At 51.0% G+C, this 14,372-nt stretch carries 12 protein-coding genes and 2 tRNA genes; 10 read left to right on the forward strand and 4 right to left on the reverse strand.

Annotation, left to right across the window (positions count from 1 at the left end; translation table 11 throughout):
* Window positions 1–56: 56 nt before the first annotated feature.
* Window positions 57–221: a hypothetical protein gene (locus BZG72_RS16220; RefSeq protein WP_156146677.1), complete on the reverse strand. Its 165-nt coding sequence runs from the start codon at window positions 219–221 to the stop codon at window positions 57–59.
* An 816-nt stretch (window positions 222–1,037) separates the two neighbouring features.
* Here BZG72_RS16220 and BZG72_RS00385 point away from each other — a divergent pair.
* Window positions 1,038–1,610: an LON peptidase substrate-binding domain-containing protein gene (locus BZG72_RS00385; protein WP_077578076.1), complete on the forward strand. Its 573-nt coding sequence runs from the start codon at window positions 1,038–1,040 to the stop codon at window positions 1,608–1,610.
* A 207-nt stretch (window positions 1,611–1,817) separates the two neighbouring features.
* Complete coding sequence (yvcK, locus tag BZG72_RS00390) at window positions 1,818–2,750, forward strand: uridine diphosphate-N-acetylglucosamine-binding protein YvcK (protein WP_046075319.1); 933 nt, start codon at window positions 1,818–1,820, stop codon at window positions 2,748–2,750.
* On the opposite strand, the gene BZG72_RS00395 is transcribed toward yvcK, so the two are convergent.
* The 3 genes from BZG72_RS00395 to uvrB all read right to left on the reverse strand — a co-directional run bounded on the left by BZG72_RS00395 (window position 2,682) and on the right by uvrB (window position 6,837).
* Window positions 2,682–3,041 carry an Hpt domain-containing protein gene (locus BZG72_RS00395; RefSeq protein ID WP_077665853.1) on the reverse strand — a complete coding sequence of 120 codons (360 nt, stop codon included), beginning with the start codon at window positions 3,039–3,041 and terminating at the stop codon, window positions 2,682–2,684. The two genes, yvcK and BZG72_RS00395, sit on opposite strands and share 69 nt — an antisense overlap.
* Before the next feature lie 13 nt (window positions 3,042–3,054).
* Entirely contained in the window at window positions 3,055–4,503 is a 1,449-nt protein-coding gene (gene luxO / locus BZG72_RS00400) for a quorum-sensing sigma-54 dependent transcriptional regulator LuxO (protein ID WP_241832499.1), read from the reverse strand.
* A gap of 306 nt (window positions 4,504–4,809) precedes the next feature.
* Window positions 4,810–6,837: an excinuclease ABC subunit UvrB gene (gene uvrB / locus BZG72_RS00405; RefSeq protein WP_077606883.1), complete on the reverse strand. Its 2,028-nt coding sequence runs from the start codon at window positions 6,835–6,837 to the stop codon at window positions 4,810–4,812.
* Between the two features lie 809 nt (window positions 6,838–7,646).
* On the opposite strand from uvrB, the gene BZG72_RS00410 reads away from it, so the two are divergent.
* The 8 genes from BZG72_RS00410 to BZG72_RS00445 all read left to right on the forward strand — a co-directional run bounded on the left by BZG72_RS00410 (window position 7,647) and on the right by BZG72_RS00445 (window position 14,355).
* A tRNA-Asn gene (locus BZG72_RS00410) sits at window positions 7,647–7,722 on the forward strand.
* A gap of 155 nt (window positions 7,723–7,877) precedes the next feature.
* Window positions 7,878–7,953, forward strand: a tRNA-Asn gene (locus BZG72_RS00415).
* A gap of 233 nt (window positions 7,954–8,186) precedes the next feature.
* A complete protein-coding gene (rsxA, locus tag BZG72_RS00420) occupies window positions 8,187–8,771 on the forward strand; it encodes an electron transport complex subunit RsxA (RefSeq protein ID WP_046075315.1) in 585 nt (194 codons plus the stop codon).
* Window positions 8,768–9,343: an electron transport complex subunit RsxB gene (gene rsxB, locus BZG72_RS00425; protein WP_046075314.1), complete on the forward strand. Its 576-nt coding sequence runs from the start codon at window positions 8,768–8,770 to the stop codon at window positions 9,341–9,343. The genes rsxA and rsxB overlap by 4 nt, the downstream gene beginning before the upstream one ends.
* Window positions 9,343–11,940 (forward strand): electron transport complex subunit RsxC, encoded by a 2,598-nt coding sequence (rsxC, locus tag BZG72_RS00430; protein WP_077665854.1) that lies wholly within the window; start codon window positions 9,343–9,345, stop codon window positions 11,938–11,940. Before rsxB ends, rsxC begins: the two co-directional genes overlap by 1 nt.
* A gap of 5 nt (window positions 11,941–11,945) precedes the next feature.
* Window positions 11,946–13,025 carry an electron transport complex subunit RsxD gene (gene rsxD, locus BZG72_RS00435; RefSeq protein WP_077638809.1) on the forward strand — a complete coding sequence of 360 codons (1,080 nt, stop codon included), beginning with the start codon at window positions 11,946–11,948 and terminating at the stop codon, window positions 13,023–13,025.
* Entirely contained in the window at window positions 13,022–13,660 is a 639-nt protein-coding gene (gene rsxG, locus BZG72_RS00440) for an electron transport complex subunit RsxG (RefSeq protein ID WP_077638808.1), read from the forward strand. Before rsxD ends, rsxG begins: the two co-directional genes overlap by 4 nt.
* A complete protein-coding gene (locus tag BZG72_RS00445; RefSeq protein ID WP_046075310.1) occupies window positions 13,657–14,355 on the forward strand; it encodes an electron transport complex subunit E in 699 nt (232 codons plus the stop codon). The genes rsxG and BZG72_RS00445 overlap by 4 nt, the downstream gene beginning before the upstream one ends.
* Window positions 14,356–14,372: the final 17 nt, after the last annotated feature.

Here is a 14,372-nt window from a genome sequence, read left to right on the forward strand (position 1 = left end):
TGGTGATAATGTCGCAACAAAGCCAGCTTCGCAGGCTGGCTTTGTTCTATAAACCACTATTTTTTGGCATCGTCGGGACTAAAAACGGGGCCACTATCGGATGAACGATCACTGGCCTGATCGCGCAGAACACGGTTGTCCTCACGTGCTTTTTCCATTTCTGGCATGACCTCGTTAAGCATTTCTTTGATTTTCTTGTTGCTATAGCGCTTGTGTTTCATTGTGTCCTCCTGAACTCATCAGTATTTGGCACAGTCACTCGCGGAACAACGACCGAGTCCACTCGGCTGTTACGCCAGTACAAACCGCTTGTGCAATTTTTAAGCTACACCCTCATCGTCAATAAAGCAAAATATTGCCGAAAAGGCACGCCAAACATCTTCGCCTCCACAACATCTCCACGTCTCAACCCAGAGCCATAGCGGATATCGGCCCGCTCTTGCCTTAGTTTAATAACATTTGCTGATAATAAGCGGCTGTTTAGACGAAATACCAATATTGACGCTTTTTTAAACAAACGATGTTGTTATTCGGCGCTCTATCCCCCATCATTGTGTTGTTGATGAGCTGTTCCCGATCATCAACCTAATTTTTCTTCCGACAAGAGAGTAAAAAGCAAGACTATGAGACCACAAAGCTCAACCTCGCGCCCTTTATGCGCACGCGTTCGCCATGGTTACAACCCAAATAAAGGAAAAAAACCACAGGTTAACCGCTAACGCGGTGTTGATGTTAAAAACACCTCTTTAATAGCCTCCAAATGGAGGCTATTTTTTTGTCTTTATATCGCGATGCTGACGACGAATCAGGGTGTAATCCTACTCACGGGCGACCGCAAAGCGAGCAAGTTAGCGTTTGCACAATGCGTTATCGCGAGCGGATTTGCGTTGCAAATTGCGAGTTCTCGCCCTCAAGCGCTACGCAATCGCGACATCACGATGCCGAACCGCTGGTATACGGGCGTTTCAAAAAGTAGGCACCCCTTTTGCAATATCTAGATTACTAGACCAACGCCATTGCTTGTCAGGGGGTGTCACATGGGACAATCCACACCAATTTTGTTTAATGATCGTCACATCTTGCCCGGGGGCCGGATACCTCTTCGGATCCCAGCAGGCGACTCGTTAGACACACTCGTATTCGCGTTAAAGCATGGACTCCCTATCGGAGTGTGTATGGCGGAAACACAAGCCCAGCGCTCTCACGTCGATATTGGCACCTTTATTGAAATTGAGGACTATACCCGAAGCCAAGAAGATGGCTGCTTAGTGATCACGGCACGGGGAACCGCACGCTTTGCGATTCATGCGTTTAACCAGCAGCACAACCACATCTTGTTTGCCTCGGTCAACGCATTACCTCGGTGGCCTGATTGCCACGTCGACAAACAAAGCGAGCCTCTCGTGGAGCGTTTACAGTCGATGTTTGAGCGCTACCCTGAACTACAACAAATGCACCGAGAGACCGAGTTCTCCAATTTGGCGTGGTTATGCCAGCGCTGGTTAGAGCTGCTGCCGCTCCCCACCGGGGAAAAACAACAGTTAATGGCGAACAGCTCCTGTGTCGCCACACGGGATTATCTGTTGAGCATGATGCAAGATCCCCATTAAACCGTTTTTATTGCTGCCTTGCTATTTGCCCTTTTTATTCATCTGCTTGATTGGGCGAGGTAACGCGACGCGTTACCTCTTTTTTTTGCCTTCACCCTTTTGTCCCACTTTCCTGACTTGCTCACACTTTACTGCTCCGGTAAATACCTAGTCGCTTGAGCTTCAGGTAAACTAGGCACATTGATTTTTTTCTCAGGAAACGACGCAATGATCCAACAGGTTTCAGATCAGCATTCACAACGTATCGTCGCGATCGGTGGCGGGCATGGTCTGGGGCGCGTCTTATCGGCATTGGGAATATATGGCGAGCAGGTAACAGGCATTGTTACCACAACCGATAACGGGGGATCCACTGGCCGTATCCGTGCATGCCAAGGGGGGATAGCCTGGGGGGACATTCGTAACTGCCTCAACCAATTAATCACCGAGCCCTCGGTCGGCTCCATGCTGTTTGAATATCGCTTTAAAGGGAAAGGTGAGCTGAACGGGCATAATTTAGGCAACCTGATCCTTACGGCACTGGATAACCTCTCAGTCCGTCCGCTTGAAGCCATCCAACTTATTCGCGATCTGCTAGATATCCGCCCTAATTTACTGCCGATGTCCGAGCACCCTGCTGAGCTTGCCGCGTTAACGCCAGAGGGTGAGACGGTGTCGGGGGAAACACATATTGATGAGCTAAGCGCCCCCCCGACGCGTCTCTTTTTGTCCCCAACCGTCCCCGCGACCCGCGAAGCCATTGAGGCTATCGAGCAAGCTGACTTGATTTTGCTCGGCCCTGGCAGTTTTTTAACCAGTGTAATGCCGCCGCTGCTCGTCCCCGAACTCAGCCGAGCGTTGAAACATACACAGGCCAAACTGGCGTTTATTAGAAACCTTGGCAAGGAAATCGGGCCGGCGGGTGACATGTCATTAGCCACTATGCTTGCTTGGTGCGAGCGTGCGATGGGTGGGAAAGAAATCGACATTGTGATCGGAGAACAAAACGCGTCGCAGCTCGCCACACGTTACCAACAAAAAGAGGCCAGCTTGGCCTCCTCAAATCATCATTGGCGTCATGACAGGGATAAACTACGTCAAGCTGTTGATGAAGTTTTGCTCGACGGCCATTTCTCGGTAGGTAGAGGCCGTTCCTCGTAACATCTCGGTCAGCTCATCTAAATGATGTGTCATCCACTCCTGTTRCCCTTGCTTGACGCGTGATTCACACTCACGCGCCATCTCGGCCAGATCATCCGCACCAAAACTGGCAGCACTGCTTTTGATCGCATGGCTGATCTCGCGAACTTGCTCGATCGATGGCGAACCAGACAATTGAGAATGGTATTGGGATAGCTCGTCGCTAAATACAGTGAGCAAAACCGTCACCGTATCCTCGCCTACTTCTGATTTCAGTCGACGTAATGTTTCAGTATTTACTGTGGTGGCCATACATCCATTCCTATCATTCATGCGCCGCAGATTTTTGCCAAGCTTGTAGTTTTCGGTACAAGGTTGAAGGGCTAACTTCAAGTAACCCCGCCGCTTGCGGGATATTGCCATTACACACGTCGATCGCGACTTCAATAGCACGTTTTTCCGTTTTCCATAATGGTTCTATATCGGCTTTCATCACCACTGGCGATGCTGGCTTGACGGGCTCGTGAGTTGCTGATGCGCTGTTCGCCGTTTCCGATCGCGTGTTATCCCCTGTAGATGCAATTTCAGCACCAGAAACGCGAGCGACTGGCGATGGTAGCATCTCTTTGCTGACTTCTTCGCCGTTATGCAACACCACTATGTTACGGATCACGTTTTGCAGCTGCCGAACATTGCCTGGCCAGTCGTATCGAAGGAGCTGAGTGGTCACTTCGTCACTAAAACGACAAAAATCTTTGCCTTCTTCAGCGGAAAACAGCGCGAGTAAGGCGTTGGCAATGGCGATCACATCGTCTCCACGCTCTCTTAAAGGCGGCAACTCGAGTGGAATAACGTGCAAGCGGTAGTAGAGATCTTCCCGGAATTTCCCCTGCTGTACTTGGAGCCAGGGATCGCGGTTAGTGGCACAGACAAACCGGACATCCACCGACTTCACTTGCGAGGAGCCGACTTTTTGAAAACTCCCCGTTTGAATGAAACGTAGCAGTTTGGATTGCAAATCCATATCCATTTCGCAAATTTCATCCAAGAACAAGGTGCCACCATTGGCCATTTCTGCGGCCCCTTCACGCTCAGACGCAGCGCCAGTAAAGGCTCCTTTCACATGACCAAATAACTCACTTTCAATCAAATCTTTCGGGATAGCCGCGCAATTCAGTGCAATAATTGGCTTGTTACTTCGCGTACTGGCAGCATGAATCGCTTCTGCGCATACCTCTTTACCGGTCCCGCTTTCACCGGTAATAAACACCGTGGCTTTACTGGGCGCAGCCGATTCGATCACACGGTACACCGCCTGCATCGGCAGACTGCGACCAATAAACCCGTGGTATTCACTTTCCTGTTTGGTCGCTTTCCCCGGATGACTCGGCTTGGGTTTGAGCGACTTATTGACCGTGACACGCAACTGATCGGCTTCACAAGGCTTGATCAAAAAGTCATTGGCACCATGACGCATGGCATCGACAGCGGCATCAATCGAGCCATGAGCGGTCATAATAATCACGGGTAAATCGGGCGCGACCGCGCGCACTTTGGCAAGCACATCAATGCCCGACATATCCGGCAGGCGTAGATCTAAGATCATCAGTGCTAACTGATCGCCTTCTTGCTCGAAAAAAGCCATCGCATCCTGACCCGTCCCTACAATGGTGACATCCACATCTAAGGGGTTAAGGTAGGATTTATATAACGCCGCCACCGACGCCGTATCTTCCACCATCAATATTCGTTTACTGGGTGATAGTGCTGGCATGTATCCTCCAAGAATCGCATCGCGGCGTGTAGCGATAACTCACTCAGTTGCACGAGCGTATGCGAAATGCGTTGCATTATGCAATTGTGCCCTCATTGTAGCTGGGCGAGTCCGTTAAAACCACACGTTTTGTCGATGTAATGGCTATCTTTTATTTTTGGCACGCCAAATGCATCTATTCCAGTGACCCTCAGGGGTCACCTAGCCAACTGACGTTGTTTGTGAGTTTTCACTCACTGAAACACTGTAGCCAACCTGTCATTTAGGTTGGCTTTTTTTTACTTCACGCGGTGCTTTTTCATCCCATTAGCTGTTTACAATAAACTGCTCGCGCAGCGCTTGTAACTGATCTCGCAATTGTGCCGCGGTTTCAAACTCAAGGTTCTGCGCTGCCTCAAACATCTGACTTTCCAGTTTTTTGATTTCAGCATCAATTTGTTGTGGTGACTTCAACGCATAGTCCGCATCAGGCTCGGCAACGGCACGCAACGATTTGACTGCTGGTTTCGCGGTTTTGCCCCGTTTACCCGTGCCTATCTCCATCACGTCCATCACTTTCTTATTCAGTTTCTGTGGCGTGATACCATGCGCCTCATTATGTGCAATTTGCTTCGCCCGGCGTCGCTCCGTTTCATCAATGGCGCGTTTCATCGACTTGGTGATCGAATCGCCATATAAAATCGCTTTACCGTGAAGGTTACGTGCTGCACGGCCAATGGTTTGAATTAATGAACGTTCAGAGCGCAAAAAGCCTTCTTTATCCGCATCCAAAATCGCGACCAAAGACACCTCAGGCATATCTAACCCTTCACGAAGCAAGTTAATCCCGACCAAGACATCAAACTCACCAAGACGGAGATCCCGAATAATTTCCATGCGCTCCACCGTATCAATATCAGAATGAAGGTAACGCACTCGCACATCATGCTCTTGCATGTATTCGGTTAAGTCTTCTGCCATACGCTTGGTCAAGGTCGTCACCAGCACGCGCTCGTCTCGCTCACGACGAGCACGTACCTCAGAGAGCAAGTCATCCACTTGAGTCGCGACCGGACGCACTTCTATTTCAGGATCAATAAGCCCCGTTGGACGCACCACTTGATCAATGATATCCGCGCCCGATTTCTCAGCTTCATAGTTACCCGGCGTGGCGGAAACATACACGGTTTGTGGCGCGAGTGCCTCAAACTCATCAAATTTTAGCGGTCGGTTATCCAACGCTGAAGGCAGCCGAAACCCATAGTCCACCAAGGTCTCTTTACGCGAGCGATCGCCTTTGTACATGGCACCAATTTGCGACACGGTGACGTGCGACTCGTCGATGATCAACAGTCCATCGGCGGGTAAATAATCAAACAAGGTCGGTGGTGGTTCGCCTTCTGCACGACCACTCAAATAACGCGAGTAGTTTTCGATACCCGAGCAATAGCCCAGCTCATTCATCATCTCAATATCAAACTGCGTTCTCTGTGTGATGCGCTGCTCTTCCAGCAGTTTATTATGCTCAAGCAGTGTTTTTTTACGTGCCGATAGCTCCGTTTTTATCTGCTCCACTGCTTCGAGAATACGCTCTCGTGGGGTGACATAGTGCGTCTTAGGGTAGATGGTGCAACGAGGCATGTCTTTGACACTCACCTGCCCCGTTAAGGGATCAAACACGCTGATGGTTTCCACTTCGTCGTCAAACAGCTCCACCCGTATGGCATCTTTGTCTGATTCAGCCGGAAAGATATCGATGACCTCACCGCGAACGCGAAAGGTTCCGCGCTCAAAGGCCATATCATTGCGGGTGTACTGCAACTCAGCGAGGCGTTGCAAAATGGTACGCTGGTCTAAAAAGTCACCGCGGCGAATGTGAAGCATCATTTTTAAATACGAATCAGGGTCACCCAAGCCGTAAATAGCAGAGACCGACGCCACAATCACCACATCACGGCGTTCCATCAACGCTTTTGTCGCCGACAAACGCATCTGCTCAACGTGATCGTTAATCGACGCATCTTTTTCTATGAAGGTGTCTGTCGAAGGCACATATGCCTCTGGTTGATAATAATCGTAGTAAGAAACAAAGTACTCCACCGCATTGTCAGGGAAAAACTCGCGCATCTCCCCATAAAGCTGCGCCGCCAATGTTTTATTGGGAGCCAATATCATAGTAGGGCGATTGAGCTCAGCAATGACATTGGCCATGGTGAACGTTTTTCCCGACCCTGTTACCCCCAGCAGCGTTTGATGGGCAAGACCGGCCTCTAACCCTTCACACAGACGATGGATGGCCTCAGGCTGATCACCTGATGGTTTAAAAGCAGAATGCAGCGTAAATGTTTTACTCATGAACCTATCCTGTTTGGGGCTGACCACGATGTCCAGCTTGGGGCGCTAACGCGAAAAGTCTATTGTCCTGACTCGCCCTGCGGAGTCAACGATTGCGGTTAACTACTGACAAACTGCCAATTGCGATCTTTTTCGTCTTGGACGCTTGATCTCATGAAGGTGTCTAGGTAACCTATCGTTCCTCTTTTGGCATGCAGCTATTGCAGCCAGCTTGTCTAAGCAAAGACGGCTTTGAGCGAAGACGGGCTCTAAGCTAGAACAAAGCACTAAACGCATCGAGCACGAAACAAATCAAGTGCAAAGAGCATAGAGTGCAATAAAAATAAACCTCTAAATCATGCGTTTTCGCGCGTATTTCTATTGAATATCCTCTCTTATCACTTTTTTATCCCCGATACTCAAGGGTTGAACAAATAGCGACCTGTGCATAATCCACGATCGTTTTTTTTTCAAACTGATCGCATTAAAAAAAGCACAAACATTAAAAATCAATACCTTATAGTCATTCCCATGCCGACGATAGCTGCGTCAAGCTTGTATAAAATCAGTCACATAGTCAGTTGATCAAGATCCACACACATGGTTATCCACAGAATCTGTGGGTAACCGCCGAGAGCCCTTTCACAACCGGCCGTGTAAAAAGTCAAGAAAAAAATAGCCTCTATGCTCAATCACTCGCCACTATGATGTTTTTATCAGCGCCGTTGGCTAGCTTTTCAGCAGTCGATTGAAAAGACAGATTTTATTGCTTTTCATCAGTTGACACCTTTCGAGGTGCTCGCTAACATTCGCCCCGTTCTCAAGGCAATTCCCCCTTAGTTCAGTTGGTAGAACGGCGGACTGTTAATCCGTATGTCGCAGGTTCGAATCCCGCAGGGGGAGCCACTATCTTGAGATAAGATAGACATTGCAAAAGTGAGCACCCTTTCTGCTGCGCAGAATAAGTCGCAGGACTAGGCGTCCATTACATGGCGTCCCCGTCCAATCCCGCAGGGGGAGCCACTATCTTGAGACCTCACAGAACACAATAGCGACACGATTCCCCCATAGTTCAGTTGGTAGAACGGCGGACTGTTAATCCGTATGTCACTGGTTCGAGTCCAGTTGGGGGAGCCAAATTTATGTCTCTCTTCTCCTTGACCTATCCTACTTTCTCCGTGATCTCATCACACACTCTTACCGTGATCGAACACGCTATGCTGCCACTACCCCTAGAATAAGGTGCGCGCGTAAAGCGTCACTAACAGCTTACAGCGAACCAAGCAAAAACCCTGCTTGATGGCGGTTGTTATAGCCGCCTCAAAGGTCGATAATAGGCAGATCACAAAAACATTAAATGATTAAACAGCATGGCTGAGTATTTGTTGCTACTGGTGGGCACAGTATTGGTCAATAACTTCGTACTGGTGGAGTTTTTGGGCTTGTGTCCATTCATGGGCGTATCAAAAAAACTGGAAACAGCAATTGGGATGGGGCTTGCCACAACCTTCGTGTTGACCTTGGCATCAGTGAGCTCGTATCTGGTTGAAACCTATATTCTTATCCCACTTGATCTCGGATACCTGCGCACACTGAGCTTTATCTTAGTGATTGCCGTGGTGGTGCAGTTCACGGAAATGGTGGTGCATAAGACCAGTCCAACACTGCACCGACTACTGGGCGTATTCCTACCTTTGATTACCTCAAACTGTGCGGTACTCGGGGTGGCCTTGCTCAATGTGAAACAACAGCACAGCTTTATCGAATCGATTATTTACGGTTTTGGGGCGGCCTGTGGTTTCTCGCTGGTTCTCGTTTTATTCGCTGCAATGCGCGAGCGTATTGCAGCCGCTGACGTACCCGCGCCTTTCAAAGGCGCGTCAGTGGCAATGATTACCGCAGGATTAATGTCGCTCGCCTTTATGGGCTTTACAGGACTGGTGACTTTATCATGAGTGGAATAGTGATAGCGGTGGTTGTGCTTGCTGCGCTCGCCGCCATATTCGGTGCAATCCTAGGTTTCGCCTCGATTCGCTTTAAGGTGGAGGCGGATCCTATTGTCGATCAAATTGATGCCATTCTGCCGCAAACGCAATGTGGCCAATGCGGTTACCCTGGCTGTCGCCCCTATGCCGAAGCCATTGCCAATGGTGACGAGATTAACAAGTGTCCGCCAGGTGGCCAGCAAACGATTGAAAATTTGGCTGATTTGATGGGCGTCGAAGCGACCGAACTCGCCCACGATGAAGAAAAAAGTATCAAAACCGTTGCCTTCATTCATGAAGAAGATTGCATCGGCTGCACCAAGTGCATTCAGGCCTGTCCGGTCGATGCGATTGTCGGCAGTACCAAAGCGATGCATACCGTGATCGAGCAAGATTGTACTGGGTGTGATTTATGTGTTGCCCCCTGTCCGACCGACTGTATTGAAATGATCCCCGTTCAGGACACCCCTGAAACCTGGAAATGGAAGCTTGAACAAATTCCCGTTGTAGATGTCACTGAGAGTCAGAGAGCACGCGCCTGATGGACAGCCTTATAGAACAAATAAAACATGGCCAGATCTGGGATTTCCATGGCGGCATTCACCCGCCTGAGCATAAAACTCAGTCGAATCACGGCGCCATTTTAGAAAAGATACTCCCTACCGAGCTGGTTATCCCGCTAAAGCAACATATTGGCAGCAAGGGAAAATTATGCGTGAGCCAGGGCGATCGGGTATTCGCGGGACAAGCCCTCACTGAGACGGATATTCAACAATGTGTGCCGGTACATGCGCCGACATCGGGCACCGTGATTGCCATCGAAGATAGAACCATCGCGCATCCTTCAGGCTTGTCCGACCGTTGCGTGGTGATTCAGCCCGATGGAAAAGATGAGTGGGGACCTAAACCTGCCCTCCCGGCTTATCAAACCCAGCCGCCAGAGCAATTGATCGATCATATCCGCTCTATGGGCATTGCTGGAATGGGAGGCGCTGGCTTTCCAACCGCAAGAAAACTGCAAAGTGGCTTGGCGCGTACTGAAGTACTTATCATCAACGCCGCAGAATGTGAGCCTTATATCACCGCCGACGATCGGCTGATGCAAGATTGCGCCGATGAAATCGTCGCAGGGGTACAAATTCTTAATCACATTGTTAAGCCTAAGCTGTCCGTGATTGGCATTGAAGATAATAAGCCAGAGGCTATCGCTGCGCTTAAAGCAGCGGTGAAAGCCGCCGATGAGGACATACTCATCCAGGTAGTACCTACCAAGTATCCATCTGGCGGTGAAAAGCAGCTGATTCAAATCATTACCGGCAAAGAAGTCCCAGCCAAAGCCTTTCCCGCCAGTATTGGTGTGCTTATGCAAAACATCGGGACCACTTATGCGATCAAACGCGCCGTGCTAGATGGCGAGCCGCTGATCAAGCGTGTGGTCACTTTGACTGGGAAAACACTCAAAACCCAACAAAATCGGTGGGCACTACTTGGCACGCCAATTGGCGAATTGTTGGCGCATCATGGTTACAAGGCTGAGAAAAAACTGCCTCGGGTGATTATTGGTGGCCCGATGATGGGCTTTACCGTCCCACATACACAAGTGCCTGTGACTAAAACCACCAACTGTGTACTGGTGCCAACGCGCAAGGAAATTGCGCCTGCCAAGCAAGAGATGGCCTGCATTCGTTGCAGTGCCTGTGCCGATGTTTGTCCCGCTCACCTGTTGCCCCAGCAATTGCAGTGGTATGCCAAAGATCAGGACTACGACAAGTGCCAAGACTATGATCTCTTCGATTGTATTGAATGCGGCGCGTGTGCCTATGTGTGTCCGAGTGAGATCCCACTGGTGCAATACTATCGCCAGGCTAAAGCGGAAATTCGTGAAATTGAAGCGGAAAAAGAAGCCGCGGAGCGCGCACGTCAGCGTTTTGAAGCCAAAAAAGCGCGAATGGAACGTGAAAAACAAGAACGAGAAGAAAAACATCGCAAAGCGGCCGAGCGTCGCAAGCAAGCGGCGCAACAAAACACTGGCTCGGGTGATGCGCTTAACGCTGCGGTAGAGCGCGTGAAGGCGAAAAAAGCCGCGCAATCGGCATCGAGTGATGTCAAACCTGCTGTTGCGGCGGCGATCGCACGGGCCAAAGCGAAACAAGCCGAAGCGGCAAAAACCGGCAGTGATGAGCCAGACAACAGTGAAATGATGAAATTGCGCGAAGAGCGTAAGCGTCAAGCGCGAGAGCGTAAGGCGGCCAAAGAGGCGCAAAAAGCTTCAGCATCTGCTGATTCACAGGCAACATCCGACAGCACCGAGAGTCAAGACGGCAAGAAAGACGCAGTCGCCGCAGCCGTTGCCCGTGCCAAAGCACGCAAAGCGGCTCAGCAAAACGATGCCAAGGCAGAGCCAACACCGGCGGCCGAGCAATCATCCGCCGCAGAAAACACGACGGCACAAACGGATGACGCTGGCGATAAAAAAGCGGCTGTCGCCGCCGCGGTTGCCCGTGCCAAAGCACGCAAAGCGGCTCAGCAAAGCGATGCCAAGGTAGAGCCAACACCGGCGGCCAAGCAATCATCCGCCGCAGAAAACACGACGGCACAAACGGATGATGCTGGCGACAAAAAAGCCGCTGTCGCAGCCGCCGTTGCCCGTGCCAAAGCACGTAAAGCCGCTCAGCAAAGCGATGCCAAGGCAGAGCCAACACCCGCGGCCGAGCAATCATCCGCCGCAGAAAACACGATGGCACAAACGGATGACGCTGGCGATAAAAAAGCCGCAGTCGCCGCCGCGGTTGCCCGTGCCAAAGCACGAAAAGCCGCCCAGCAAGGCGACACCAAGGTACAACCTGAGACGGCTGCCGATACGCCATCCGACGCTGCAGACACCGCGCCTGCAACCGACGAAGCGAACGACAAAAAAGCCGCTGTCGCCGCAGCCGTCGCGCGTGCTAAGGCGCGTAAAGCCGCTCAGCAAAGCGATGCCAAGGCAGAGCCAACACCCGCGGCCGGGCAATCATCCGCCGCAGAAAACACGACGGCACAAACGGATGACGCTAACGACAAAAAAGCCGCTGTCGCCGCCGCCGTCGCGCGTGCTAAGGCGCGTAAAGCCGCACAACAATCACAAGAAGATAAGGAATAACCCACGTGGCGTTTTTCATTGCAAGTTCACCACACGCCCACAACAAACGTTCCACCAGCCATATTATGCTGACGGTGCTTCTCTGTGCCCTGCCCGGTTTGGCCGCACAGTGGTATTTCTTCGGCTGGGGCGTGCTGGTTCAATTAACCTTGGCGGTCATCACGGCATGGTCAACCGAAGCACTGGTCATGCGATTACGTCGTCGCCCCGTGATGGCTTACCTTCGCGATAATAGCGCCCTACTCACAGCGTTTTTATTGGCCGTCGCGATCCCACCGATGGCGCCTTGGTGGGTGATCGTCATTGGTACCGCGTTTTCTATTATTGTTGCCAAGCATATATACGGCGGATTAGGACAGAACCTCTTCAATCCAGCCATGGTTGGCTACGTGGTACTCCTCATCGCTTTTCCGGTGCAAATGACCACCTGGTTACCGCCAGAGAGTCTCGCCACCCATAGTTTGACCATTACCGATACCCTCGCGGCGATTTTTGGCGGCTATACCTTAGATGGTTTTAGCGTCAACCAATTGCGTATGACCGTGGATGGCGCCACAATGGCGACGCCTCTGGATACCATTAAAACTGCGCTCGCAGGCGGTCAAACCGTCAGTGAAGCCTTGCAACAGCCCATTTTCTCAGCGCTAGGCGGTAAAGGTTGGGCTTGGGTAAACACGCTTTACCTACTCGGTGGTTTGGTGCTTATCCAACGTGGCATTATCAATTGGCATATTCCTGTCGCGGTACTCGTCGCCTTGCTTGCTTGTTCATTACTCGGCCACTTGGTCGCACCGGATCAACTCGCGTCGCCCCTGATTCATTTGTTGTCTGGCGCGACCATGCTCGGGGCGTTTTTTATCGCCACCGATCCGGTGTCGGCCTCCACCACCGACCGTGGCCGCTTATGGTTTGGTGGCCTGATAGGGGTGTTGGTGTATTTAATCCGCACTTGGGGCGGCTACCCAGATGGCGTCGCGTTTGCAGTAATCATTGCCAACTTGTGCGTCCCATTGATTGATTATTACACCAAACCAAGAACGTATGGGCATGCCACAAACCGTGCGGAGAAGAAGTCAAAGTCATGATTGATACCATAAAAAAACATGGGGGCATTCTCGCTGTTGCTGCCCTCTTGTCGACAGCACTGGTGGCGGTCACTCACGCGCTAACTGAAGATACCATTAAAGAGCAGCAGCAAATCCAATTATCAAAGGCGCTCAATCAGGTGATCCCTGAAGACAGGCACGATAATCCGCTGCATCAAAGCTGCCGCCTTATCGAAAATAAGGATGCACTGGGCACCGATGACGCCCAGCCTTTTTATGTTGCCACCCTAGGCGGTGAGGTCAGTGCCGTTGCTATTCAAGCTATGGCCCCTAATGGCTACAATGGTGCCATTAAGGTATTAATTGGCATGGATGCGACCAACCATCAGGTGCTGGGTGTGCGGGTTCTCGAGCATAACGAAACCCCAGGACTGGGAGATAAGGTGAGCTTGCGGGTGTCAGATTGGATCCGTAGCTTTAGCGGCAAAACCGTCACCAGCGAAGACGATGCGCGTTGGGCGGTCAAAAAAGACGGCGGGCAGTTTGATCAGTTTACCGGCGCCACCATTACCCCGCGCGCGGTTGTCGGCGCCGTCAAAAAAGCGGCTTGGTTTGTGAGCCAACACCAAGACGCGCTGATCAACCAACCGGTTAATTGCGGAGGAGCGTCATGAACAGCGCCCACAAAGAGCTAATGAAAAATGGCTTATGGAGTAATAACCCAGCGTTTGTGCAGCTACTAGGTTTGTGCCCACTGTTGGCGGTATCCGCTACCGTCACCAATGCACTTGGCTTGGGGATCGCGACCTTGGCCGTACTCGTAGGCTCCAATTTGATTGTGTCACTGATTAGGGACTGGGTACCCAAAGAAGTGCGCATTCCTATTTTCGTGATGGTGATTGCTTCACTGGTGACCTGCGTGCAACTGGTCATGAATGCGTATGCTTACGGCCTTTATCAATCGCTCGGTATTTTTATCCCATTGATTGTCACCAACTGTATCATCATCGGCCGCGCCGAAGCCTTTGCCTCTAAAAACCCTGTCGGCTTGTCGGTGAGTGATGGTTTTTGGATGGGCACCGGTATGACAGTAGCCTTGGTGGTATTAGGGGCTATTCGCGAAATTATCGGCAATGGCACCTTGTTTGATGGTGCCGACCTCTTGCTCGGCGACTGGGCTGCCGCGCTTAGGATTGAGATTTTTCAATTCGACACCAAGTTTCTGTTAGCCATATTACCACCGGGCGCGTTTCTCGCGGTCGGCTTTCTTATCGCGTTGAAGAACATCATTGATACACACCTTGCCAGTAAAACAGAAAAAGACGACAAGCCGGTGATTGAGCGCGCACGGGTGACGGGTAATCAATGATCCACAGGATAGGGTAA

Origin of the sequence: Salinivibrio sp. PR6 (genome assembly GCF_001995955.1) — a bacterium.
Classification (GTDB): Bacteria; Pseudomonadota; Gammaproteobacteria; order Enterobacterales; family Vibrionaceae; genus Salinivibrio; species Salinivibrio siamensis.